Raw genomic sequence first — 21,862 nt, 5'->3', positions numbered from 1 at the left:
GCCAGAAATAGGGTGAACAGGCCCTAGGCCGCGTCGACGTGCGCGGGCAGCGGCACGTCGCGCGTCGGCGACGCGTGGCCTGCCGGCTCAGCCAGGGTGTCTTTCATCGAGCCGTAGGTGCGCGCATAGACCCAGGTGAACTCGGCGCCCAGCAGGAAGATCTGCGCCGAGTAGTACACCCACACCAGCACCACCACCAGCGAGCCGGCCGCGCCGTAGCCCGAGGCCACGCTGCTCTTGCCGATGTACAGGCCGATGAGGTGCTTGCCCACGGTGAACAGCAGCGCCGTCACCGCCGCGCCCACCCACACGTCGCGCCACTGCACCTTGGCGCGCGGCATGATCTTGTAGATCATCGCGAAGATCACCGTGACCATCGCGAAGCTGAAGACGAAGTTCACCACCTGCGCCAGCGTGGCCCAGGCACCGAACATCGGCGACCACCACTTGCCCAGCGCAGCCAGCGCCGCGCTCGCCACCAGCGACACCATCAGCAGGAAGCCGATGCCCATGATCATGCTGAACGACAGCAGCCGCACGCGCAGCATGTTGAAGACGCCCTTGTTGCGGGTGCGCGCGGGAGCACGCCAGATGCGGTCAAGCGCGTCCTGCAGCTCGCCGAAGACGGTGGTCGCACCCACGATCAACAGCGCGATGCCGACCACCGTGGCCACGATGCCCTCGGTCGGCTTGTTGACCGCCTGCAGCATGCCCTGCACCGCCGCCGCGCCCTGCTCGCCCATCAGGCCCGAGAGCTGCGCAAAAATTTCGCCGCGCGCGGCCTCCTGCCCGAACACCAGGCCGGCCACCGCGATCACGATCAGCAGCAGCGGCGCGATCGAGAACACCGTGTAGTAGGCCAGCGCGGCGCCCATGCTCGGGGCGTAGTCGTTGGACCAGGAAGCGAAGGCGCGCCGGCAGAGATCGAAGAGTGCGCGAAGTCGAATGAGCATGGCGTCGGGTCCCGGTGAAGCAGTGCGCCTACGATAATCGTTCCACATGCATCCGTCCGCCCCCGCCGCGGCATCGCCGCCCGACCATCCCCAGCCCGCGTCGCCACGCGACCTTTTCGTTTCATTCACCTGGCTCGCGCTGCAGGGCTTCGGCGGCGTCCTCGCCATCGTCCAGCGCGAGATGGTCGAGAAGAAGAAATGGCTCACGCCCGACCAGTTCCTCGAAGACTGGGCCGTGGCCCAGGTGATGCCGGGGCCGAACGTGATCAACCTGGCGCTGATGATCGGCGACCGCTACTTCGGCCTGCGCGGCGCCGTGGCCGCGGTGGCGGGCATGCTCACCGTGCCGCTGTTCGTGATCCTCGCACTGGCCGTGCTCTACGCGCACTACGCCGCCAACCCGCAGGTGGCCGCCGCATTGCGCGGCATGGGCGCGGTGTCGGGCGGGCTCATCGCGGCCACGGGCATCAAGCTGATCCCGCAGCTGCGCAAGCACCCGCTGGGCTTTGCGACCTGCCTCGCGTTCGTGGCACTGGTGTTCGCGGCCATCGCGCTGCTGAAGATTCCGCTGGGATGGGTGCTGCTCGCGGTGGGCGGCGTGGCCTGCGTGTGGACCTGGAAGAAGATCGCGCCATGAATATCGTCATGCAATGGCACGACTGGCTGGCCCTCTTCGGCCAGTACCTGCTGCTGTCGCTGCTGTCGATCAGCGGCGCGATCACCACGGTGCCCGACATGCACCGCTACCTCGTGGCGCAGCACGGCTGGCTCACCGAGGCGCAGTTCACCTCCTCGGTCGCCATCGCCCAGGCCGCGCCCGGGCCCAACGTGCTGTTCGTCGCGCTGATGGGCTGGAACGTCGGGCTCAACGCGGGCGGCGGCATCGGCGCCGGGCCCATGGCCTGGCTGCTGGGCTTCTTCGGCCTGATGGTCACCATGGTCGGCATCATGCTGCCGAGCACCACCCTCACCTACGTCGCCACGCGCTGGGGCCACCGCAACCGCACGCGCCGCGAGGTGCGCGCCTTCAAGCAGGGCATGGCGCCGGTGGTGGTCGGGCTGCTCATCGCCACCGGCTGGGTGCTGGCCGGCGGCAACCAGTCGAGCGGCGTGCCGGCCTGGCACCTGTGGCTGCTCAGCGGCGTGGCCGCGCTGGTGGTCTGGCGCACGCGCATCCACCTGCTGTGGCTGCTGGGCTGCGGCGCGGCGCTGGGCGCGGTAGGCTTCGTTTGAGCCTTTTTCCTTTCTGCATACTTTTTCTTTCAGGAGCCCTCTGCCATGTCGCAACTTCGTCCGCTCGGCCGTTCCAGCCTTCGGGTGTCTCCCCTCGCCTTCGGTGGCAACGTGTTCGGCTGGACCGTCGACGAGGCGGCCTCGTTCAAGCTGCTCGACGCCTGGCTCGACGCCGGCTTCAACTTCGTCGACACGGCCGACGTCTACTCGGCCTGGGTGCCGGGCCATGTGGGCGGCGAGTCGGAAACGATCATCGGCAAGTGGCTCAAGCACAGCGGCAAGCGCAACCGCTTGGTACTGGCCACCAAGGTCGGCAAGCCGATGGGCGAAGGCAAGGTGGGCCTGTCGCCCAAATACATCCGCGAAGCCGTCGAGGCGTCGCTCAAGCGCCTGCAGACCGACTACATCGACCTGTACCAGTCGCACGACGACGATGCCAACACGCCGCTCGAAGACACGCTGGGCACCTTCGACGCGCTCATCAAGGAGGGCAAGGTGCGCGCCATCGGCGCCTCGAACTACACGGCGCCGCGGCTGGCCGAGGCGCTCGACGTGTCGGAGCGCCTGGGCATCGCGCGCTACGAGAGCCTGCAGCCGCTGTACAACCTGTACGACCGCGCGGTGTTCGAAGACGCCCTGGAGCCGCTGTGCCTCAAGCGCGAAGTGGGCGTGATCAACTTCTACGCGCTGGCGGCGGGCTTTCTCACCGGCAAGTACCGCACCGAGGCCGATGCGGCCAAGAGCGCACGCGGTGCCAACACCACCAAGAAGTACCTGAACCCGCGCGGCCTGCGCATCCTCGATGCGCTCGACAAGGTGGCCCAGCAGTACAACGCCAAGCCCGGCCAGGTCGCCATTGCCTGGCAGATCGCACGGCCCGGCGTGACCGCGCCGATCGCCAGCGCCACCTCGCTGGCGCAACTCGAAGAGCTGGTGGTGGCCACGCAACTCAAGCTGGACGCGGGCACCATCGACATGCTCGACCGGGCCAGCGCCGAGACGCCGGCCTGACGAGCCCCGGCTAGCCGTCGACCGGGTTCAGCGGCGTCGCCAGGATGCGCTGGTAGAACGCCACGTCGAGCCAGCGGCCGAACTTGAAGCCGGCCTGCAGCACGGTGCCTGAGTGCGTGAAGCCCAGGCGCTCGTGCAGCGCGATGCTGCCGGCGTTCGACGCGTCGATGGCGCCGACCATCACATGCACCTCGCGCGCGATCGCCTCGGCCACGATCGCCTCCATCAGCGTGCGACCCAGGCCCTCGCCGCGGTGCGCGGCATCGACGTACACCGAGTGCTCGACCGTGTACTTGTAGGCCGGAAAGGCGCGGAACGTGCCGTAGCTTGCGAAGCCCAGCAGCTTGCCGTTGTCGTCCACAGCGCCGATCACGGGAAAGCCGCCGGCGCGCTTGGCGGCGAACCACGTCACCATGTTCTCGGGCGTGCGCGGCTTGTAGTCGTACAGCGCGGTGGAGTTGACGATGGCCTCGTTCAGGATCGCCAGGATGGCGCCTGAATGGGCTTCTTCGGTGCAGGCGATGAGACGCATGGTGTTTCTCTGTCGTTCAATATAAGAGAATAATAATCTCATATGGGAAACACTTCACCTTCCACCCCCTCGCCGGCGCCGGCCGATGGCCACATCGACGCGCTCATCGCCACCCGGCTGCTGGCGCTGCGCCAGGCCCAGGGGCTCAGCCTCGCCGATCTGGCCGGGTTGTCGGGCGTGAGCAAGGCGATGATCTCCAAGGTCGAGCGCGCGCAGAGCAGCCCCACCGCCGTGCTGCTGGGCAAGCTGGCCGCCGGCCTCGGGGTCTCGCTGGCGCAGCTTCTCACCGAGGACAAGGCGCAGCCGCAACGGCTGCGCAAACGGGCTGCGCAGGAGGTCTGGCGCGACCCCGAGGCAGGCTACCTGCGCCGCCAGGTCGCCGAGCGCGGCGCGGGCAGCGGCGTGGAACTGGTGGAGGTCGAGCTGCCGCGCGCCGCGCAGGTCGGCTATCCGCGATGGAGCGGCACGCCGTACCGGCAGAGCCTGTGGATGCTCGAGGGCGCACTGCAGGTCGACTACGGCGACGAGCGCTTCGAGCTCGCCCCAGGCGACTGCCTCGACTTCGGCGTCGACCGGCCGCTGGTCTTCAAGGCGCTGGGGCCCACCGCCTGCCGCTACCTGCTGGTCGCCGTTCCCGATTGATTGAACGATTGCCTGACCGATGCGGTAGGCAAGCTCCCACACGCAGAGACGACTCAGGCCGGTCCGGGCCACGGGGCGCGTCGGGATACTGCAAGGCATCTCAGCTACCGGAGCCGCACGATGTCCTTTGCGCTTTACATGATCGGCTTTCTGATCTTCCTGGCCGGGGTCGCCTGGGGCGCCTCGGTGGCCGGCGTGCCCACGCTCTACATCGGCATCGGCGCGCTGATCCTGCTGGGCATCGGCGTCTTCAGCGCCGTGGCCCGCACGCGCAGCAAAGACCCGTCCTGAACGAGCCTGATCGCTTCACAGATCAGTTCACACAGGCTTCACGCCCGGCGCACATGGCGTCGCTAACTTCGCAGGCGCACCACACCCCGTGGTGCGCTTTGCAAGTCAGCCTCCCATGCACGCCTCTTCTTCCTGCCTCTTTTCTCCCCACGCACCTTCCTCGTCGGTCGCGCCCTGCCCCGCGCCGGCCTTCGTGAGCGACGCGGGTACGGCCTGCACCCAGGTCGACCTGCTCGTCATCGGCGCGAGCTTTGCCGGGCTGGCCTGCGCCCGCGCCGCCGCCAAGGCCGGCCTGCGCGTGATGGTGCTCGAGAAGAAGGCCGCCGCCGGCGCCAAGCTGCACACCACCGGGATCATCGTCAAGGACGCGGTCGACAGCGTGCCGTGGCTGGCCGAAGTGCCGCCCGCGCTGGTGCGCCGCATCGAAGGCGTGCGGCTGTACGCGCCCGACATGCACCACGTCGACCTGCACGCGCCCGGCTACTGGTTCTGGGCCACCGACGCGCCCGCGCTGCTCGACTGGATGGTGGAGTCCACCCGCGCCTGCGGCGTCGAGGTGCGCCTGGGCACGCTGTTCGAGCAGGCGCTGTGGGCGAACGGCCGCTGGGAGGTGCCGGTGGCGCAGGGCCCGTGCATCCGCGCGACCTACCTCGTGGGCGCCGACGGTCCGCATTCGCGCGTCGCCAAGGCGCTGGGCCTGTCGCGCAACACGCGCTTTCTCTACGGTGTGGAGCACGAGTACCAGGGCGCGCGCATAGCGCCCGACCTGCTGCACTGCTTCATCGACCGCCGGCTCGCGCCGGGCTACATCGGCTGGGCGCTCGACGGCGTGGGCGTGAGCCAGATCGGCCTGGCACGCCGCATGGGCCGCCACGACACGGGCGCGCTGCGGCTCGATCCGCTCTTGCGCAAGATCGCCGCCGTGGTGTCGCCCGGCGACGCGCCGCCGGTCGCCGTGCGCGCCGGGATGATTCCCTGCGGTGGCGTGTTGCCGGTGGTGGCACGCGAACGGGCGCTGCTGGTGGGCGATGCGGCGGGCATGGTGTCGCCCGTGACGGCCGGCGGCATCCACACGGCGCTGCAACACGGCGAGCGCGCCGGCGAGGCCGTGGCGCGCTTCGTGCGCGGCGAGGCGGACGACCCCGCGACGTGGTTCGTGCGCGGCTACCCGCGCTTTCTGATGAAGCGCACGCTGCGCTGGGCCTTCGACCACTTCCAGAGCGACTGGATGTTCAACCGCCTGCTCGGCACGGCGCCGATGCGGCGTGCGGCGGAACTGGTGTACTTCCACCGCAAGGGCAGCGGGCCGGTGGCCCGCTAGCCTGAGGTCAACCGCCGCGCTGGCGCATCGCCTCGTAGAGGCACACGCCGCTGGCCACCGACACGTTCAGGCTCTCGACCGCTCCGGCCATGGGAATGCTCACCAGCTCGTCGCAGGTCTTGCGCGTGAGCTGGCGCATGCCCTCGCCCTCGGCGCCCAGCACCAACGCCAGCGGGCGCTTGAAGTCGCTCTGGTAGATGGTGCCCGGTGCGTCGTCGCTGGTGCCCACGCACCAGATGCTGCGTTCCTTGAGCTCGTTGAGCGTACGCGCCAGGTTGGTCACCATGAAGTACGGCACGGTCTCGGCCGCGCCGCTCGCCACCTTGGCGACGGTGGCGTTGATGCCGGCCGCATGGTCCTTGGGCGCGATCACCGCATGGGCGCCGGCGCCATCGGCCACGCGCAGGCAGGCGCCGAGGTTGTGCGGATCGGTCACGCCATCGAGCACCAGCAGCAACGGGACGGTGCCGGCCTCTTCGAGGCCTTCGAGCAGCTCGTCGAGCGAATGGATCTGCGCGGCGGGCTCGACCCGCGCGACCACGCCCTGGTGGCCGTGGCTGCCGCTGAGCTTGGACAGCCGCAGGCCGTCGGCCTCGACCAGCCGGACGCCGGCTTCTTGCGCACGCGCAATGAACTGTTTCATGCGCGCATCGCGCCGGCTGGCGTCGAACATCACTTCGAGCACCGATTTCGGCGCGGTCTTGATGCGCACGCCCACGGCATGGAAGCCGAAGATCACTTTGGGAGAAGACATCCCCTGATTATCGAGGGCGCGGCGCCCTCGCCCTCAGGCCAGCGGCAAACCGCTGTTCGCGCGGGTACGGTCGTCGTGCAGTTCCTGCACCACCAGGGCGTTCATGTGCACCTTCAGCGTGTTGCCCACGCTGCCCAGGTACTGGCAGGCGGCGTACCCCTCGGCCGCCTTTTCGTAGCGCGCCACCCAGGCGTCGCGCGCGGGCAGCCGGTCGGGCGACACGGGCCAGACGCCCGGGCGCGGGCGCAGGTGTTCTGCGATGCCCACGCGCCAGGGCTTGGCGCTCAGGCGGGCGCGAAAGCAGTTCTGGTTGCGGCACATGCGCGCGTAGACCTTGTCGGCGCCCAGCGTCTGGAACACGTCGGTCACGGCGGCGTCGGACGGTGCGAAGACATCGTGCATGGCCAGCACGCGCAACCCGGCCGGCGTGCGGTACAGGCGCAGGTGCCAGTCGGGATGCTGGTGAATGAAGCGCTCGACACGCGCCCGCGCGCCCGCCAGCGGGTCGCTCTTGTCCTCGACCACGGGCAGGCCCTCTTTGTGGGCGCGCCAGAAGCCGAAGGCCGCCACCAGCATGAACGCGGCGACGCCCGCCATCGCCGAGCGCGTGGCGTAGCCCGCGACCATCGCACCGATGAACGCCGCGCCGATCACCGTCAGCCCACGTGCGCTGCCGCGCGCGCCCTGGTTCTCGAAGTCGACGTCGACGAACAGCACGTCGGGCGTGTTGAGGCAGCGCGCGCCGTAGCCGTTGCGGGTGACGACGCTGTCGCCCTGGCGTTCGACGATCTCCTCGCGGATCGGCACGCCCTCGGCGCCGTTGTAGGCCAGCTTGCGCTCGCGGCGCTCCAGCTTTTCGCCGTCGACCACGATGCGGTCATAGGCCTCGCGGGTGCGCTGGTCGGCATGGGCCTGCGCGGCCAGCGGGCTGTCGTCGGACCAGCCGAAGCGGCGCACCGTGACCTGCCGGCCGGCCACCCGCTCCTGGATGCGGCCTTCGGCCCAGAACTGGGGAACGATCACGGCCTCAGGCGCCCTTGAAATACGACCACGCCGCCGCCGCGATCAGCAGCACGACGATCACCGGCAGCCACTTGAAGCCGCCGCCCGTCACGCGGCCCGGCTCGGCCATCGGGTTCGCCGCCGGGCTCGACGGCAGGTGCCCGAAGTCGCCGGCGGCGGGGTTCTGGTGCGCCTCGACCAATTGCTTGGCCTCGGCCAGGCCCAGGCCCGTGGCCTCGCGCGTGAGGCGCACGGCCTCGACCTTCTGGCCCCGCGCCAGGGCCGCGAGCGCGGCGGCCGGCACGGCGGCGGGGCCGTTGCCCTGCATGCCGCTGCCCGTCTCGGCCACAGCCTCGCCCCGGCCCCAGTCGCCTTCCTGCCAGTCGGCCGGCGCGCCTGCGGCGACCGCGCCGCTGTTGGCATAGCGCTCGACGGCCTCCTTGGACGACTTGAGGTCCATGCCGGTGCGCTCGCGCACGATCTTGATGGCCTCGATCAGGTTGCCGCGCTCGAGGGCGGCGATGGCCTCGGGGGGAAGCTGGGTCATGAACTCTCCTCTGTGTTCGGGGAGCGCCGCGGAAGCCGGGCGCTGTCTGTCTTCTTGCGGGCTCAGGCCGCCTGCGCGACCGTCGATACGGGTGTTGTCTCGTTGAGCGCCACGCGCCCGGCCTCGATGGTGATGCGCCGCTCGCACTGCGAGGCGATGCCGCGGTCGTGCGTGACCAGCACCAGCGTGGTTCCCAGCTCGCGGTTCAGGTCGAACATGAGTTTCATGACCTGCTCGCCGGTGGCGAAGTCGAGGCTGCCGGTGGGCTCGTCGGCCAGCAGCAGGGCCGGCTGCACCACGAAGGCCCGCGCCAGCGCCACGCGCTGCTGCTCGCCGCCCGACAGCACCTTCGGGTAGTGGCCCAGGCGCTGGCCCAGCCCGACGCGGCCCAGCATCTCGGTGGCGGCCTTGCGCGCGTCCTTGCGGTTGGCCAGCTCCAGCGGCAGCATGACGTTCTCGAGCGCGCTCAGGTTGCCCAGCAGCTGGAAGCTCTGGAACACGAAGCCCACGCGCTGCGCGCGCAGCGCGGCGCGCTCGTCCTCGTCGATGGCGAAGATGTCGTCGCCCGCCAGCTTCACGGTGCCGCGCGTGGGCGTGTCCAGCCCGGCAATGATTGACAGCAAGGTGCTCTTGCCGGAGCCCGAGGCGCCGACGATGGCGGCGGTTTCCCGCGCGCCCAGGGTGAAATGGATGTCCTGCAGAATGTCCAGCGTGCCGGCCGAGTCGGTGACGGACTTGAAGACATGCTCGACGGCGACAATGGCATCAGACGGGGGTTGGGACATGAAAGGCTTTTCGTTTTGAATCGACGTGACTTTATCTTGACCACCGCCGCGCTCGGCAGCGCGGGGGCATGGACGGCTGCGGCAGCCCAGGCACAGACGGCATCGGCCGGCAAGCCGGTGATCCTGGTGCTCGGTGATTCGCTGAGCGCAGAGTACGGCCTCAAGCGCGGCGAAGGCTGGGTACCCTTGCTGGAAAAAAGGCTTGCGCAGCAGAAGATCGCAGCCTCGGTAGTCAACGCCAGCATCAGCGGCGACACCAGCTCCGGCGGTCGCGCCCGCTTCCCCGCCCTGCTGGCGCAGCACAAGCCCAGCCACGTGGTGCTGGAGCTGGGCGCCAACGACGCCCTGCGCGGCCTGCCGCTGTCGAACACCGAAGACAACCTGCTGCAGATCACCAAGGCCGCGCAGGCCGCGGGCGCGCGGGTGCTGATCGTCGGCATCCAGGTGCCGCCGAACTACGGCGGCGACTACACGCGGCGCTTCGAGGCCGTGTTCGCGAAGGTGGCGGGCGCGACGAAGTCGGCGCTGGTGCCGTTCCTGCTCAAGGGCGTGGCCGACGCGCCCGACGCCATGACGCTGTTCCAGTCCGACCGCATCCACCCGACCGCCGCGGCGCAGCCGCAGATCCTGGACAACGTCTGGCCGGAGCTGCGCAAGCTGCTGCCCAAGTAGCCTCGCCTCCTTGCGCGCGCCCCAAAGAAAAAGCCGCCGCAGGCCTGCGCCTGCAGCGGCTTTTCTGTTTTCAGGGGTGCCAGGAACGAGGGGTCATCCGTTCTTGGTCGGCAACTCGGGCGCCGTGGGGGGATCGCGTTCGAGCGATGCCACGTCGGTCTCCGGGTCTCCGGGGGCCAGCCCGTCGCTGCTCGGATTGAGCTTGCGGTTCGCCTTCTCCCGGAGCTTTTCTTCCTTCTTTTTCTTCTTGGCCAGCTCTTTCTGGCGCTTCTCGTAGCCGTAATTGGGTGTTGCCACTGCTTCTCCTTCAGGCGAGGCAGTCAGGGTGACTGCGCTTCAGCCTACTGTAAGCGATAACGGTGCAGTCTCAAGACGCGGCGCCGGCGGCCGTTTCGAACTCGAACACACCTTGCAAACCCGGGTAACGCTGGTGCATGAACCAGCCCATGGCCCCCGCGCCGGCCACCAGGGCCAGGACCGACGCGGCCACCATCCATCCGATGTGTTCGCCCATCGGCCAGAGAACGATCACGGCCAGCACCGGCAACAGCCCGGCGAGCGATGACAGCCACATCCAGCGCCTCGGGGCGGGCATGGGCGCCCAGGTCTGCGGGTCGATGCCGGCGTCGATGAACACCTCGGCGTCGAAGCGCAGGCGCGGCCTCGGCTGGGTGGCCAGGTGCAGCAACAACGCGCGCAGCAGCACGGCCCGGTTGCGAAAGCGAAGGACACGGCCGGTGTCGACGGTCAGCGCCAGCGGCAGCCGGATCTCCCTGGGTTCGCCACCCCGTGCCACCTGTTGGAACACCAGCCGCTTGGCGATGGCTTCGCTCGATACGAACTCGGTCTTCACGTCATGGAAACCCGCGCGCGCACGGCACACCTCGTGCCAACGCACCACCTGCGGCGATGCCGGATCGCCCCAGCACATGCCGTTCGCGTCGATCCGCAGCATCCCCTCGCCCACTCGGGGAAACTGGCGCAGCAAATACCAGATGCCGCCGCCCAGCGCGCCGAAGAGCAACAGTCCGAGCAGCAGGAGGATCGCTTCGTTGCCGCGCGCGTTGGACCAGTCCTCCTCCAACATGACGGCGGCGACGAGCCCTGCCGCGATCAACGCGAAAAGCGCCACGAAGCCACCGATGAAGAGTCGCGTGCCGCGCAGGTCGGGCACGCCTTCCAGCGGGCCGGACCGTGCAAGTGCCTCCAGCACCTGCGCGGGCACGTCCAGCACCCGCGACGCGACGGCGCGTGACGCGGGCGGCACCGCATCGCGCGCAGCCGGCGGCGCGACGCGCTGGCTCTTGCGGTGTTTCCTGCCCACTGCGCGCAACAGCGCCTACATCTGCAGCAGCGCCTGCTGCAGGTCGGCACGCAGGTCGTCCACATCCTCCAGGCCGACCGAGAAACGCACCAGCGTGCCCTTGTAGGGCCAGCGGGCCACGCTGGCGTCGCGCATCAGGCCGATGTCGTAGGGCACGACGAGGCTGATCGGGCCGCCCCACGAATAGCCGAGGCGGAAGAGCTTCAGGCTGTCGCAGAAGCGATCGACCTGCTCGGTGCTGAAGCGCTCGTCGAACACCACCGAGAACAGGCCCGCGGCCAGGTCGGTGGCGCCGCACAGCGCGCGCCAGTTGGCGTGGCCCGGCGAATCCTCGAGCGCGGGATGCAGCACCTGCGCGATCTCTTCGCAGCCGTTGAGCCAGCCGGCCAGCTCGCGCGCCGCGCGGTCGTGCGCGGCGTAGCGCAGCGCCATGCTCGGCAGCGAACGCAGCAGGGTCTCGACGTCGCCCACGCCGATGCCGAAGCCGGTGCGCATGTGGGTGAGCTTGAGCGCGCGGTGCAGGCGCTCGTCGCGCGTGACGACGCTGCCCATGAGCACGTCGCCGCCACCGCTCGGGTACTTGGTGAGCGCGTGCACCGACACGTCGACGCCCTGCCCCGTGCCGTTGAAATCGAAGGGCGCGAAGGCCAGGCCCGCGCCCCAGGTGTTGTCGAGCGCGGTCATCACGCCGCGCTCGCGGCAGACCTCGGCCAGCGCCGGTAGGTTGGGGAATTCCATCGTCACCGAGCCGGCCGCTTCGAGCCACACCAGCCGCGTGCGGTGCGAGAGCTTGGCTTCCAGGTCGGACGGATTCATCGCGTCGTACAGGCGGTGCGTGATGCCGAAGTTGGCGAGCTCGCCGGTGGCCAGCGCCTTGGTGGGGCCGTAGGCGTTGTCGGGAATCAGCACTTCGTCGCCAGTCTTGAGGAACGCGAACGAGACCAGCGAGATCGCGGCCAGCCCGCTGGGCACCAGCAGGCATTCGGTGCCGCCTTCGAGCGTGGCCAGGCGCTCCTCGAGCGTGAAGGTGGTGGGCGTGCCGTGCAGGCCGTAGGTGTAGCCGGCCTTGGTCTTCCAGTCGCGCGCGCGCATGGCGGCGACGTCGGCGAAGAACACGGTCGAGGCCTTGAACACGCCGGGCTGCGGCGCAGCGAAGGTGGCCGGCGGCGTATAGGGATGGTGGATCAGGGTCGTGGAAGGCTTGCTCATGTGCCGATGCTAGCGCCCCGCGAGGAACCCTCGACGGCCGTGACATTCTCCGTTCGATGTCGACGGCCTTGGCCGGATCGCACGCGCATTGCGGATAGAGTTGCCCCTCCGAAAATAAAGGGAGGATTTTCTCGATGCGTCATCTGCTCATCACCATCACGGCCGCTGCGGCCCTGTCCGCCTGCGGCGGCATGAAGAACCTGGATTCGAACGCGCTCGCGGGCGCCGGCGGCAGCGCCTTCAAGGCCATGTCGCTCACCGACGGCGACGTGCAGGCCCTGGCCAACCAGTCTTGCGCCGAGCTCGACAAGAGCTCCAAGGTCGCGCCCCCCGCCGATGCCTACAGCAAGCGTCTGGAGCGCGTGCGCCAGGGCCTGCCCACCACCATCGGCGGCCAGCCCGCCAGCTACAAGGTCTACCTCACGAAGGACGTGAACGCCTGGGCCATGGGCAACGGCTGCATCCGCGTCTACAGCGGCCTCATGGACCTCATGAACGACGACGAGCTGCGCGGCATCATCGGCCACGAGATCGGCCACGTCGCCCTGGGCCACAGCAAGAAGGCCATGCAGACCGCCTACGCCGTGTCGGCCGCGCGCGGCCTGGCCGGCGCCACCGGCAATGCGGCGATCACGCAGCTGTCGTCCTCGCAGATCGGCGACTTCGCCGAGAAGCTGGTCAACGCGCAGTTCTCGCAGTCGCAGGAAACCGACTCGGACAACTACGCCTTCGACCTGCTGACCACGCAGAAGCTCAAGCGCGAAGGCCTCGTCACCGCGTTCCAGAAGCTGGCCAAGCTCGACGGCGGCAAGAGCTCGATGCTCAGCTCGCACCCCGCTTCCGGCGACCGCGCGGCCAACATCCAGAAGCGCCTCGCAACGAGCAAGTAAGCAGTCTGGGCCGGGGCGGCTCCTCGGCGCACAATGCGCCGATGCTCACCCGCCCGCCCTTGCCGGGGCCCGTCGCGCCATGCAGCTGACGCGGCCCCCGTCCCCTCATCTGCGGCCCTTCCTGCGGCTGCTGTGGGCCTCGGCGCCCGAGGGCACACCCGACACACGCACCGGCGCACGCGAGCACGTGCTGCCCACGGGCGGCATGCACCTGGTGTTCCGGCTTTCGGGGCCGCCGCTGCGACTCTTCGACGACACACGCGACCTGCGCGGCCACACGGTCGGCCATGCCATCGTCGGCGGTGCGCGCGCCGCGTTCTACCTGCGCGATGTGTCGGTGGCGACACGTTCGGTCGGCACGCAATTGCACCCCGGTGCGGCCCGGCTGCTGCTCGGCGCACCTGAAGACGCCTTGGGCGGGCGCCACACGCCGCTCGACGCGCTGTGGGGCGAGCGCCAGACCGCCGAGGCGCTCGAACAACTGCATGCATCGTCCGACGACCCGGCCCGGCAACTGGACGCGTTCGAGGCCTTGCTGACCCGGCGCCTGGCCACTGCCGCCCTGCCCCGCACCAGCCCGCGCGGCCTGCACCCGGCCGTGGCCGCCTCGCTGGGGCAGATGACGCGCGACACGCCCGCGTCGATCGCCACGTTGGTGGCGCACAGCGGCTACAGCCACCGCCGCTTCATCGCCCTGTTCCGCGCGGCGGTCGGGCTCGCGCCCAAGGAATACGCCCGCGTGATGCGCTTTGACCGCGTGCTGGCGCTGGCCGCCGACGATCCCGCGCGCGCTTGGGCCGACATCGCGCTCGCCGCCGGCTACAGCGACCAGGCGCACCTGAGCCGCGAGTTCTCGGCACTGGCCGGCCTGTCGCCGCAGGCCTGGCGGCAGACGGGGGCAGCGTCGCCGCGTCATGTGCCGGCTGTCAGTGCGGCAGGTCAAATTCCTTCAAGACGCTAGCGCCGGGGCTGCGCAGAATCGGCGCCACGGTCCCCGTTTCAACACGCTATTCCAGAAAGAAAGGCAGGTCCCGCCATGGCCATCCACGAGCTGTTTCCGTACCTCTGCGTCGACAACGCCGCCGCCGCCGTCGACTTCTATTGCCACGTGTTCGAGGTGAAGGAAATCTTTCGACTGACAGAACCCAGCGGCCGCATCGGGCACGTCGAACTGGACTTTCACAACGGCGCGATCCTGATGATCTCGGACGAGTTCGCCGAGTTCAACATCCGCTCGCCCAAGGCGCTCGGCGGCAGCGCGGTCTCGCTGCACCTGCATGTGGACGATGCCGACGCGCTGGTCGCGCGCGCGGTCGCCGCGGGCGCCACGCTGGACATGGCACCGCAGGATCAGTTCTATGGGGAGCGTTCCGGCGTGTTCCGCGACCCCTTCGGTCACCGGTGGAACGTGGGGCACAGCATCGAGAAGCTGACGCCGGAGGAAATGCAGCGGCGCTACACCGCGATGTTCGACACCCCCGGCGGCGGCGGCAGCTGCAGCAGCAGCTGAGCGCGCCGGCCGGTGGTGCCAGGGCCGGTCGTCAGACCGACCACTTCTCGATCAGCTTCTCGGCGCCGAGCGAGTCGTAGCCCTCGAAGGGCTGGTGGATCCACGGGTTGGTGGCCAGGAACTCGACCGAGTAGTCGGGCGTGAAGGTCGACAGCGCCTTGGTCCAGATGACCGCGCTGCGCAGCTCGGTGATCGGCTGGTAGTTGTTGCGCAGCATGTCCATCACGGCGTGCAGCGTGTGGCCCGAATCGGCCAGGTCGTCCACCAGCAGCACCTTGCCGGCGATCTCGCCCTTGGGGGTGGTGATGTAGCGGGCGATGTCGAGATGGCCCTGGATCGTGCCGGCGTCGGCGCGGTAGGAGCTGGTCGACATGATCGCCAGCGGCTTGTCGAAGATGCGCGAGAGCACATCGCCCGGGCGCATGCCGCCGCGCGCCAGGCACAGGATGGTGTCGAACTCCCAGCCCGACTGGTGCACCTTGATCGCGAGCTTCTCGATCAGGTTGTGGTACTCGTCGTAGCTGACGTAGAGATGTTTGCCGTCTTCGGTCAACATGGTCTGGTTCGTTCCTGTTCAGTCTGCGAGATAAGGGTGGCGCATCATGATCGTGTGGTCGCGATCAGGGCTCGTGGACACCATGTGGATCGGCACGCCGGTGACCTGCTCGATGCGCTGCAGATACAGCCGCGCATTGACCGGCAGCTTGTCGTACTGCGTGACGCCCACGGTGCTTTCGGTCCAGCCTTCGAGCGTTTCGTAGATCGGCGTGCAGCGCTCGATCTCGTCCGCGCCCATCGGCAGGATGTCGGTGGTTTCGCCGTCGAGTTCGTAGCCGGTGCACAGCTCGAGCTTCTCGAGGCCGTCGAGCACGTCCAGCTTGGTGATGCACAGGCCCGACAGGCCGTTGACCTGCGCCGAACGCTTGAGCAGCGCGGCGTCGAACCAGCCGCAACGGCGGCTGCGGCCGGTGGTCACGCCCTTTTCGGCGCCCACGGTGCTCATGTGGTAGCCGGGGGTGCCCGGCGTGGCCCAGTCGAGCTCGGTGGGGAACGGACCGCCGCCCACGCGGGTGCAGTAGGCCTTGGTGATGCCCAGCACGTAGTGCAGCATGCCCGGGCCCACGCCCGAACCGGCGGCGGCGTTGCCGGCCACGCAGTTGCTCGAGGTGACGTACGGGTAGGTGCCGTGGTCGACGTCGAGCAGCGTGCCTTGCGCGCCTTCGAACAGCAGGTTGGCGCCGGCCTTGTGGGCGTCATTCAGCTCGCGCGACACGTCGGCCATCATGGGCTTGAGCAACGCAGCGTGGCGCATCGCCTCGTCGAACACGGTGTCGTAGTCGATGGCGGGCGCGCCCAGCACCTGGGTCAGCACGTGGTTGTGCAGCTCGAGCAGCACGCGCAGCTTGGCGGCGAAACGCTCGGGGTGCTTCAAATCTTGCACGCGCAGCGCACGGCGGGCGATCTTGTCTTCGTACGCCGGGCCGATGCCGCGGCCGGTGGTACCGATCTTCTCGATGCCGCCCTTTTCGCGGTAGGCCTCGCGCGCGATGTCCAGCGCGGCGTGGAACGGCAGGATCAGCGGGCAGGCCTCGCTGATGCGCAGGCGCGAACGCACTTCGACGCCGGCTTTCTCCAGGCCTTCGATTTCCTCGAACAGCTTGGCGGCCGACAGCACCACACCGTTGCCGATGTAGCACTTGACGCCGGGCCGCATGATGCCGCTCGGGATCAGGTGCAGCGCGGTCTTCACGCCGTTGATGACCAGCGTGTGGCCCGCGTTGTGGCCGCCCTGGAAACGGACCACGCCCTGGGCGCTTTCCGTCAGCCAGTCAACCAGCTTGCCCTTGCCTTCGTCGCCCCACTGGGTCCCGACGACGACCACGTTTCTTCCGGTGGTTACGCTCATGCTCGTTCCATTGCTTAAAAATTCAGATCGCTCGGACACTCCATTGGCCGGCCTGCTCGACGAGCTCGCGGTCGCAATGGAATTCATCGATTTCGCTGCCATGTCCGGGCAGCACGCAGACAACCGTTTCGCCGGCCTTGCGCAGTTGGGCGATGGCCTCGCGCAGGCCGGCCGCGTCGCTCCAGGGCGCACGGATGGCGGCGCGCAGCGGACGCGCCGGCAGCACGCCGACGAGTTCGCGCACATCGAGGCTGAAGCCGACGGCCGGACGGTTGCGACCGAACACGGCGCCCACCTCGTCGTAGCGGCCACCGCGCACCAGCGAGTCGGCCGCGCCCGGCACGTAGATGCCGAAACGCATGCCGCTGTAGTAGGCGTAGCCGCGCAGGTCGGCCAGGTCGAAGCTGATCTGGCGCCCTGCCGTGCCGTTCAGGCCAGCGGCGAGTTGCTTCAGGTCGGCCAGCGCCGCGGCCACAGTGGGCGTGCCCTTCAGGGCCTTGGCGGCCTCGTCGAGCACGGCCACATCGCCGTACAGGCCCACGAGGGCGCGCAGACCGTCGCGTGATGCGGCGGGGAAATCCTTGGTGAGCGCCTGCAGCTCGCTCGCGTCCTTGGCGGCCAGCGCGGCGTGCACGCGGGCGATCGCGGCGGCATCGACCGGCACGCCGGCGAACAGCGCGCGCACGATGCGGGCGTCGGCCAGGTCGACGATCACGCCGTCGCGCAGGCCGGCAGCGTCGAGGCAGTCGAGCGCCAGCAGCAGGGTTTCGGTGTCGGCTTCGAGGCCGGCGTGGCCGTAGATCTCGGCGCCGAACTGCAGCGGCTCGCGGGTGGCGTGCGGGCGGTCGGGCCGGGTGTGGACCACCGGACCGCAGTAGCACAGCCGGGCCACGCCGTCGCGGTTCAGCAGGTGGGCATCGATGCGCGCCACCTGGGGGGTGGTGTCGGCACGCAGGCCCATGCTGCGACCGGAGAGCTGGTCGACGAGCTTGAAGGTTTGGAGGTCGAGCGCCTCGCCGGTGCCCGAAAGCAGCGACTCCAGGTGCTCGAGCAGCGGCGGCATCACCAGCTCGTAGCCATAGCCACGGGCGGTATCGAGCAGCTGGCGTCGAAGTTCTTCGATGTGGCGCGCCTCGGAGGGCAGCACATCGGCAATGTGATCCGGGAGGACCCAGGCGGACATGGGGATCGGGGGCGTGGTTAAACCGGGATTCTACCGGGCCCGAGCTACCCCAGAACCCAGAGCAGTACCAAACCCAGCAGGATGCTGCAAAGACCGAAGAAACGCAGCTGGCCGTCGCGCAGCTGCAGCAGTTGGCTGAAGCCGCGCCGCCACCCGCCCGGCGAGACGAAAGGCAGGATGCCTTCGATCACCAGGACCAGCGCCAACGCGCTCCAGAAGGTGTCGGCGCTCACGGCTCCAGGCAGGACAGCGGAAACGGACGGCCTGTTGTTACTTGCGCGCCGAGCCGGAGCTCTGCATGGCGCGGAAGAAGTCCGAGGACGGGTCGAGCACCATCACGTCGCTCTTCTTGTTGAAGCTCTGCTTGTAGGCCTCGAGGCTGCGATAGAACTGGGCGAACTGCGGATCGCGGCCGAAGGCCTCGCTGTAGGTCGCGGCAGCCTGGGCATCGCCCTCGCCCTTGATCTTCTGGGCGTCGCGGTAGGCGTTGGCCACGATCACTTCGCGCTGACGGTCGGCGTCGGCGCGGATCTTCTCGCCTTCGGCCGTGCCGGTGGAACGCAGCTCGTTGGCCACGCGCTTGCGCTCGGCTTCCATGCGGCGGTAGACCGATTCGGTGATGGCTTCCACGTAGTCCACGCGGGTGATGCGCACGTCGACCACGTCGACGCCCCAGGGCTTGGCGCCCTTCACCACGGCCAGCACTTCGCGCTGCACGTCGGCCATCAGGGCTTCGCGGCGCACCGAGATCAGGTCGCGCACGGTGCGCTTGTTGATGTTTTCCTGGAAGGCGTTGCGCACCACACGGTTCAGCTGCATGGCGCCCGCGTTCTCGTCGAGGCCGACGTTGCGGATGTAGGCCTGCGGGTCGGAGATGCGCCAGCGCACGTACCAGTCGATCACCACGCGCTGCTTTTCAGCGGTGAGCATGGGCTCGGTGTCCAGGCTCGAGAGCGTCAGCAGGCGCTTGTCGATGTACGACACGTTCTGGAACGGCGGCGGCAGCTTGAAGTTCAGGCCGGGCTCGGTGATGACCTGCTTGATCTGGCCGAGGGCATAGACCACGCCGAACTGGCGCTGGTCGACCACGAAGAGGGTCGAGCTCAGCAGCACGAGCAGGACGAGGACCGAGGTGGCGATGAAACCGATTCTGTTCATGTTGTTCCGGGCCTTTCTCAGCGCACGTCGCGGTCACGCGAGCGGCCGTCACGGGCGCGCACGTCGGTGGTGGCGGGCGCCACCGGGATCACCGACGACTGGGTCGGTGCGGTGCCGGCCACGCTGGGGCTGGCGGCATCCACGGGCGTGGCTGTGTTGCCACCGCCTTGCTGCATCAGCTTGTCGAGCGGCAGGTACAGCAGGTTGGAGCCCTGCTTGCTGTCGACCAGCACCTTGGTCGTGCTGGCGTAGATCTGCTGCATGGCGTCGGTGTACATGCGGTCGCGCGTCACCTGCGGCGCCTTCTGGTACTCGGTCAGCACCGAGCTGAAGCGACCGGCGTCACCCTGTGCCTGCGCCACGATGCGGGCCTTGTAGGCCTCGGACTCTTCCTTCAGGCGCGACGAGGTACCGGTGGCCAGCGGCACGACGTTGTTGGCGTAAGCCTCTGCGTCGTTCTTGGCGCGCTCGCGTTCCTGGCCGGCCTTGAGCACGTCGTCGAAAGCGGCCTGCACCTGCTCGGGCGGACGCACGCCGCCCTGCTGCAGGTTGATGCCGACGACTTCGACACCGACCTTGTAGCGGTCGAGGATGGTCTGCATCAGCGCGCGCACGCGGGGTGCGATCTGGTCGCGCTCTTCGGCGAGCGCCGCGTCCATCTTCATCTTGCCGACCACTTCGCGCACGGAGCTCTCGGCCACCTGCACGATGGTTTCGGCGGGCGACTTGCTCTCGTAGAGCCAGGCGCGCGCATCGCTCAGGCGGTACTGCACGGCGAACTTGATTTCGACGATGTTCTCGTCTTCGGTCAGCATGGCCGATTCGCGCAGGCCGGTGGAACGCACGATGGCGTCGCGCCCCACGTCGGTGGAGCGGATCTGCGTGGTCACCACCACTTCGTGGCGTTGAATGGGGTATGGCAGGCGCCAGTTGAAGCCAGCGTTCACCGTCGACTTGTAGCGGCCGAATTGCGTGACCACGGCCTGCTGGCCTTCGTTCACGATGAAGAAGCCGGTGCCGAGCCAGATCAGGACCGCCACGGCGGCCACGAGGCCGATGCCGAAGCCGGCGTTCTTCATGTCGGGCTTGTAGCCGTTGCCGCCACCGCCGCCGGTGCCGTTGGGGCGATTGCCGCCACCCTTGCCACCGAAGAAACCGCCGAGCTTGCGATTGAGGTCGCGCCAGAGTTCGTCGAGGTCGGGCGGGCCCTGGTTCGGGCCCTGGCCGCGCGGGCGATTGCCGTTGCCGTTGTTGTTCTGGTTGCCGCTCGAAGGCGGCGGGATCGGGGCGCCGGGGGGATCGGCATCGGGCGGCCGGTTGCCGGCCGGGCGGTCGCCGCTGGAGGACGGCTCGTCGCCGCGACCCCATCGGCCATCGTTCAGATTGAACATGCCCAGAAACCCTCTCCGCGCTGGCTTTGCATTCATTCGCTTCGTTCTCGTGTCAGTGGCGGGATTGTGCCCAATCAAGGGGCCGCATCGTGCAATTCAGCGTCCGCCTCAGGGGTCATCGTATCGGCGACGGAACCCGACTGCCGGGCCAGCTCGGCCCGCAGCAGCGGCAGGCCTTCGCCGGTCCTGGCGCTGAGGAAGATGCGGGGAACCTGCACGCCGTCGATTTCCATCTCGTCCTGCAGATGCAGCGGATGTTGCGCGCTTTCAAGGGCGTCGAGCTTGTTGAACACCAGCAGTTGCGGCACGTCGCCCGCGCCGATGTCCTGGAGCACCGACTGGACCTCGGCCATCTGCTCCGGATAGTGCGGGTTGGAGGCGTCGATCACATGCAGCAGCAGGTCGGCATCGACCGCTTCCTGCAAGGTGGCCTTGAACGCGTCGACCAGGCCGTGCGGCAGGTCGCGGATGAAGCCCACCGTGTCGGAGATCGACACCTGCCGGCGCGCATCGCCCAGGTAGAGGTTGCGCGTGGTGGTGTCGAGCGTGGCGAACAGCTGGTCGGCCGCATAGGCGCGCGCCTTGACCATCGCATTGAAGATCGACGACTTGCCCGCGTTGGTGTAGCCGACGAGCGAGATGTTGAAGGTCTCGCGGCGCTCGCGCTGGCGGCGCTGCGTGCTGCGCTGCTTTTGCACCTTGGCCAGGCGCTCGCGCGTGCGCTTGATCGACTCGTTGATCATGCGGCGGTCGAGCTCGATCTGCTTTTCGCCGGGGCCGCCGCGCACACCCGCACCGCCGGTCTGGCGCTCCAGGTGGGACCAGCGACGGACCAGCCGCGTGCTCAGGTACTGCAGCCGGGCCAGCTCGACCTGCAGCTTGCCTTCATGCGAACGGGCGCGCTGGGCGAAGATCTCGAGGATGAGGAAGGTGCGGTCATAGACCGCGACATCGAGCTGGCGTTCGAGGTTGCGCTGCTGCGCAGGGCTCAGGGACTGGTCGAAGATGACCTCGCTCGCCCGGTGCATGGCGGCGAGCTCCTTGATCTCTTCGGCCTTGCCGCTGCCGACGAACAGCGCCGCATCGGGCGCCTTGCGCTTGCAGGCCAGGCGGGCGACGGGCGTCAGACCCGCGGTTTGTGCGAGCAGGCCGAGTTCTTCGAGCTCGCTGTCGAAATGGGGCAGCCCGAAATCGACACCGACGAGAACGGCGGCGCCTTCCTGGCGGGGGATCGAATCAGACAAGCGGAATCAGATATGGAAAAAGCGCGGCGGGGTTGCCGCCGCGCTCCGCGCGATCAGGCGGCGGCGTCGTCGTTCTCGTTGGCCGAGAAGTTGACGGCACGACCCGGCACGATGGTGGAAATGGCGTGCTTGTAGACCATTTGCGTCACTGTATTGCGAAGCAACACGACGTATTGATCGAAGGACTCGATCTGGCCTTGCAGCTTGATGCCGTTCACCAAATAAATGGAAACCGGCACATGCTCGCGACGCAAGGTGTTCAGAAACGGGTCTTGCAGAAGTTGCCCTTTATTGCTCACGATAT

27 protein-coding genes are annotated in these 21,862 nt (G+C 68.6%); 10 read left to right on the top strand and 17 right to left on the bottom strand.

Translation table 11 applies throughout. The annotated features are described in order from the left end of the window. Window positions 1-23: 23 nt before the first annotated feature. On the bottom strand, window positions 24-953 hold the full coding sequence (locus tag FFI97_RS33325; protein WP_095745634.1) for a YihY/virulence factor BrkB family protein: 930 nt from the start codon (window positions 951-953) through the stop codon (window positions 24-26). A 46-nt stretch (window positions 954-999) separates the two neighbouring features. Here FFI97_RS33325 and FFI97_RS33320 point away from each other — a divergent pair, with 46 nt between their 5' ends. Genes FFI97_RS33320 through FFI97_RS33310 form a run of 3 tightly spaced genes read left to right on the top strand, consistent with a single transcriptional unit; the run spans window position 1,000 to window position 3,197 of the window. Next, window positions 1,000-1,590 carry a chromate transporter gene (locus FFI97_RS33320; RefSeq protein WP_062481071.1) on the top strand — a complete coding sequence of 197 codons (591 nt, stop codon included), beginning with the start codon at window positions 1,000-1,002 and terminating at the stop codon, window positions 1,588-1,590. Then, on the top strand, window positions 1,587-2,186 hold the full coding sequence (locus tag FFI97_RS33315) for a chromate transporter (RefSeq protein ID WP_139704537.1): 600 nt from the start codon (window positions 1,587-1,589) through the stop codon (window positions 2,184-2,186). Before FFI97_RS33320 ends, FFI97_RS33315 begins: the two co-directional genes overlap by 4 nt. A 45-nt stretch (window positions 2,187-2,231) precedes the next feature. Then, on the top strand, window positions 2,232-3,197 hold the full coding sequence (locus tag FFI97_RS33310) for an aldo/keto reductase (RefSeq protein WP_139704534.1): 966 nt from the start codon (window positions 2,232-2,234) through the stop codon (window positions 3,195-3,197). Window positions 3,198-3,207: 10 nt separating this feature from the next. On the opposite strand, the gene FFI97_RS33305 is transcribed toward FFI97_RS33310, so the two are convergent. After that, complete coding sequence (locus tag FFI97_RS33305; RefSeq protein WP_139704532.1) at window positions 3,208-3,729, bottom strand: GNAT family N-acetyltransferase; 522 nt, start codon at window positions 3,727-3,729, stop codon at window positions 3,208-3,210. 42 nt (window positions 3,730-3,771) lie between these two features. Between FFI97_RS33305 and FFI97_RS33300 the strand changes: the two genes are divergently transcribed. From FFI97_RS33300 to FFI97_RS33295, 3 genes are all read left to right on the top strand, one after another. After that, window positions 3,772-4,371, top strand: a complete 600-nt coding sequence (locus FFI97_RS33300) for a helix-turn-helix domain-containing protein (protein ID WP_095745637.1) — start codon at window positions 3,772-3,774, stop codon at window positions 4,369-4,371. A 120-nt stretch (window positions 4,372-4,491) separates the two neighbouring features. Further along, the gene (locus tag FFI97_RS33745) at window positions 4,492-4,662 is read left to right on the top strand and encodes a hypothetical protein (protein WP_167395039.1); all 171 of its coding nucleotides are present in this window, start codon (window positions 4,492-4,494) and stop codon (window positions 4,660-4,662) included. A gap of 115 nt (window positions 4,663-4,777) precedes the next feature. Next, window positions 4,778-5,983: an NAD(P)/FAD-dependent oxidoreductase gene (locus FFI97_RS33295; protein WP_139704530.1), complete on the top strand. Its 1,206-nt coding sequence runs from the start codon at window positions 4,778-4,780 to the stop codon at window positions 5,981-5,983. Window positions 5,984-5,990: 7 nt separating this feature from the next. Here the strand turns inward: FFI97_RS33295 and rlmB are convergent, their stop codons facing one another. The 4 genes from rlmB to FFI97_RS33275 all read right to left on the bottom strand — a co-directional run bounded on the left by rlmB (window position 5,991) and on the right by FFI97_RS33275 (window position 9,071). Further along, on the bottom strand, window positions 5,991-6,737 hold the full coding sequence (gene rlmB, locus FFI97_RS33290) for a 23S rRNA (guanosine(2251)-2'-O)-methyltransferase RlmB (RefSeq protein ID WP_139704529.1): 747 nt from the start codon (window positions 6,735-6,737) through the stop codon (window positions 5,991-5,993). A gap of 33 nt (window positions 6,738-6,770) precedes the next feature. After that, window positions 6,771-7,760, bottom strand: a complete 990-nt coding sequence (locus FFI97_RS33285; protein WP_139704527.1) for a hypothetical protein — start codon at window positions 7,758-7,760, stop codon at window positions 6,771-6,773. A gap of 4 nt (window positions 7,761-7,764) precedes the next feature. Continuing rightward, window positions 7,765-8,286, bottom strand: a complete 522-nt coding sequence (locus tag FFI97_RS33280; RefSeq protein WP_139704524.1) for a ribosomal protein L7/L12 — start codon at window positions 8,284-8,286, stop codon at window positions 7,765-7,767. Window positions 8,287-8,348: 62 nt separating this feature from the next. Beyond that, window positions 8,349-9,071 (bottom strand): ABC transporter ATP-binding protein, encoded by a 723-nt coding sequence (locus FFI97_RS33275; protein WP_144004563.1) that lies wholly within the window; start codon window positions 9,069-9,071, stop codon window positions 8,349-8,351. A gap of 36 nt (window positions 9,072-9,107) precedes the next feature. On the opposite strand from FFI97_RS33275, the gene FFI97_RS33270 reads away from it, so the two are divergent. Continuing rightward, on the top strand, window positions 9,108-9,743 hold the full coding sequence (locus tag FFI97_RS33270; RefSeq protein WP_172438263.1) for an arylesterase: 636 nt from the start codon (window positions 9,108-9,110) through the stop codon (window positions 9,741-9,743). 93 nt (window positions 9,744-9,836) lie between these two features. Here the strand turns inward: FFI97_RS33270 and FFI97_RS33265 are convergent, their stop codons facing one another. From FFI97_RS33265 to FFI97_RS33255, 3 genes are all read right to left on the bottom strand, one after another. After that, window positions 9,837-10,040: a hypothetical protein gene (locus FFI97_RS33265; protein ID WP_062480739.1), complete on the bottom strand. Its 204-nt coding sequence runs from the start codon at window positions 10,038-10,040 to the stop codon at window positions 9,837-9,839. Window positions 10,041-10,110: 70 nt separating this feature from the next. Further along, window positions 10,111-11,076: a hypothetical protein gene (locus FFI97_RS33260; protein ID WP_139706927.1), complete on the bottom strand. Its 966-nt coding sequence runs from the start codon at window positions 11,074-11,076 to the stop codon at window positions 10,111-10,113. Between the two features lie 6 nt (window positions 11,077-11,082). Then, on the bottom strand, window positions 11,083-12,276 hold the full coding sequence (locus tag FFI97_RS33255) for a PLP-dependent transferase (protein WP_070060997.1): 1,194 nt from the start codon (window positions 12,274-12,276) through the stop codon (window positions 11,083-11,085). A gap of 134 nt (window positions 12,277-12,410) precedes the next feature. Between FFI97_RS33255 and FFI97_RS33250 the strand changes: the two genes are divergently transcribed. The 3 genes from FFI97_RS33250 to FFI97_RS33240 all read left to right on the top strand — a co-directional run bounded on the left by FFI97_RS33250 (window position 12,411) and on the right by FFI97_RS33240 (window position 14,676). Further along, complete coding sequence (locus FFI97_RS33250) at window positions 12,411-13,166, top strand: M48 family metallopeptidase (RefSeq protein ID WP_139706925.1); 756 nt, start codon at window positions 12,411-12,413, stop codon at window positions 13,164-13,166. A gap of 79 nt (window positions 13,167-13,245) precedes the next feature. After that, entirely contained in the window at window positions 13,246-14,127 is an 882-nt protein-coding gene (locus tag FFI97_RS33245; RefSeq protein ID WP_139706923.1) for a helix-turn-helix domain-containing protein, read from the top strand. 75 nt (window positions 14,128-14,202) lie between these two features. Continuing rightward, window positions 14,203-14,676: a VOC family protein gene (locus FFI97_RS33240; RefSeq protein ID WP_139706922.1), complete on the top strand. Its 474-nt coding sequence runs from the start codon at window positions 14,203-14,205 to the stop codon at window positions 14,674-14,676. A gap of 31 nt (window positions 14,677-14,707) precedes the next feature. Here FFI97_RS33240 and FFI97_RS33235 read toward each other — a convergent pair whose 3' ends face one another. From FFI97_RS33235 to hfq, 8 genes are all read right to left on the bottom strand, one after another. After that, window positions 14,708-15,232: a phosphoribosyltransferase gene (locus FFI97_RS33235; RefSeq protein ID WP_062480750.1), complete on the bottom strand. Its 525-nt coding sequence runs from the start codon at window positions 15,230-15,232 to the stop codon at window positions 14,708-14,710. Between the two features lie 18 nt (window positions 15,233-15,250). Beyond that, a complete protein-coding gene (locus FFI97_RS33230) occupies window positions 15,251-16,582 on the bottom strand; it encodes an adenylosuccinate synthase (protein WP_062480752.1) in 1,332 nt (443 codons plus the stop codon). 22 nt (window positions 16,583-16,604) lie between these two features. After that, complete coding sequence (locus FFI97_RS33225) at window positions 16,605-17,765, bottom strand: ATP phosphoribosyltransferase regulatory subunit (protein ID WP_070061002.1); 1,161 nt, start codon at window positions 17,763-17,765, stop codon at window positions 16,605-16,607. Window positions 17,766-17,809: 44 nt separating this feature from the next. Then, a complete protein-coding gene (locus tag FFI97_RS33220) occupies window positions 17,810-17,998 on the bottom strand; it encodes a DUF2065 domain-containing protein (RefSeq protein WP_062480756.1) in 189 nt (62 codons plus the stop codon). A gap of 37 nt (window positions 17,999-18,035) precedes the next feature. Then, the gene (gene hflC, locus FFI97_RS33215) at window positions 18,036-18,923 is read right to left on the bottom strand and encodes a protease modulator HflC (protein WP_062480758.1); all 888 of its coding nucleotides are present in this window, start codon (window positions 18,921-18,923) and stop codon (window positions 18,036-18,038) included. Between the two features lie 17 nt (window positions 18,924-18,940). Then, the gene (gene hflK, locus FFI97_RS33210; protein ID WP_139706587.1) at window positions 18,941-20,314 is read right to left on the bottom strand and encodes an FtsH protease activity modulator HflK; all 1,374 of its coding nucleotides are present in this window, start codon (window positions 20,312-20,314) and stop codon (window positions 18,941-18,943) included. A gap of 74 nt (window positions 20,315-20,388) precedes the next feature. Beyond that, window positions 20,389-21,558, bottom strand: a complete 1,170-nt coding sequence (hflX, locus tag FFI97_RS33205) for a GTPase HflX (RefSeq protein ID WP_095947220.1) — start codon at window positions 21,556-21,558, stop codon at window positions 20,389-20,391. 53 nt (window positions 21,559-21,611) lie between these two features. Then, complete coding sequence (gene hfq / locus FFI97_RS33200; RefSeq protein WP_056582504.1) at window positions 21,612-21,857, bottom strand: RNA chaperone Hfq; 246 nt, start codon at window positions 21,855-21,857, stop codon at window positions 21,612-21,614. Window positions 21,858-21,862 lie beyond the last annotated feature (5 nt).

It is taken from the genome of Variovorax sp. KBS0712 (assembly GCF_006323185.2).
GTDB classification, from domain to species: Bacteria; Pseudomonadota; Gammaproteobacteria; order Burkholderiales; family Burkholderiaceae_C; genus Variovorax; species Variovorax boronicumulans.
The sequence above is the reverse complement of the archived record's forward strand: the minus strand, read 5'-3'. Positions and strand labels throughout refer to the sequence as shown.

Coding starts and splice junctions, on each gene's coding strand:
- FFI97_RS33325 (WP_095745634.1), bottom strand. CDS start 953: ATGCTCATTCGACTTCGCGCACTCTTCGATCTCTGCCGGCGCGCCTTC.
- FFI97_RS33320 (WP_062481071.1), top strand. CDS start 1,000: ATGCATCCGTCCGCCCCCGCCGCGGCATCGCCGCCCGACCATCCCCAG.
- FFI97_RS33315 (WP_139704537.1), top strand. CDS start 1,587: ATGAATATCGTCATGCAATGGCACGACTGGCTGGCCCTCTTCGGCCAG.
- FFI97_RS33310 (WP_139704534.1), top strand. CDS start 2,232: ATGTCGCAACTTCGTCCGCTCGGCCGTTCCAGCCTTCGGGTGTCTCCC.
- FFI97_RS33305 (WP_139704532.1), bottom strand. CDS start 3,729: ATGCGTCTCATCGCCTGCACCGAAGAAGCCCATTCAGGCGCCATCCTG.
- FFI97_RS33300 (WP_095745637.1), top strand. CDS start 3,772: ATGGGAAACACTTCACCTTCCACCCCCTCGCCGGCGCCGGCCGATGGC.
- FFI97_RS33745 (WP_167395039.1), top strand. CDS start 4,492: ATGTCCTTTGCGCTTTACATGATCGGCTTTCTGATCTTCCTGGCCGGG.
- FFI97_RS33295 (WP_139704530.1), top strand. CDS start 4,778: ATGCACGCCTCTTCTTCCTGCCTCTTTTCTCCCCACGCACCTTCCTCG.
- rlmB (WP_139704529.1), bottom strand. CDS start 6,737: ATGTCTTCTCCCAAAGTGATCTTCGGCTTCCATGCCGTGGGCGTGCGC.
- FFI97_RS33280 (WP_139704524.1), bottom strand. CDS start 8,286: ATGACCCAGCTTCCCCCCGAGGCCATCGCCGCCCTCGAGCGCGGCAAC.
- FFI97_RS33275 (WP_144004563.1), bottom strand. CDS start 9,071: ATGTCCCAACCCCCGTCTGATGCCATTGTCGCCGTCGAGCATGTCTTC.
- FFI97_RS33255 (WP_070060997.1), bottom strand. CDS start 12,276: ATGAGCAAGCCTTCCACGACCCTGATCCACCATCCCTATACGCCGCCG.
- FFI97_RS33250 (WP_139706925.1), top strand. CDS start 12,411: ATGCGTCATCTGCTCATCACCATCACGGCCGCTGCGGCCCTGTCCGCC.
- FFI97_RS33245 (WP_139706923.1), top strand. CDS start 13,246: ATGCAGCTGACGCGGCCCCCGTCCCCTCATCTGCGGCCCTTCCTGCGG.
- FFI97_RS33240 (WP_139706922.1), top strand. CDS start 14,203: ATGGCCATCCACGAGCTGTTTCCGTACCTCTGCGTCGACAACGCCGCC.
- FFI97_RS33235 (WP_062480750.1), bottom strand. CDS start 15,232: ATGTTGACCGAAGACGGCAAACATCTCTACGTCAGCTACGACGAGTAC.
- FFI97_RS33230 (WP_062480752.1), bottom strand. CDS start 16,582: ATGAGCGTAACCACCGGAAGAAACGTGGTCGTCGTCGGGACCCAGTGG.
- FFI97_RS33225 (WP_070061002.1), bottom strand. CDS start 17,765: ATGTCCGCCTGGGTCCTCCCGGATCACATTGCCGATGTGCTGCCCTCC.
- hflC (WP_062480758.1), bottom strand. CDS start 18,923: ATGAACAGAATCGGTTTCATCGCCACCTCGGTCCTCGTCCTGCTCGTG.
- hflK (WP_139706587.1), bottom strand. CDS start 20,314: ATGTTCAATCTGAACGATGGCCGATGGGGTCGCGGCGACGAGCCGTCC.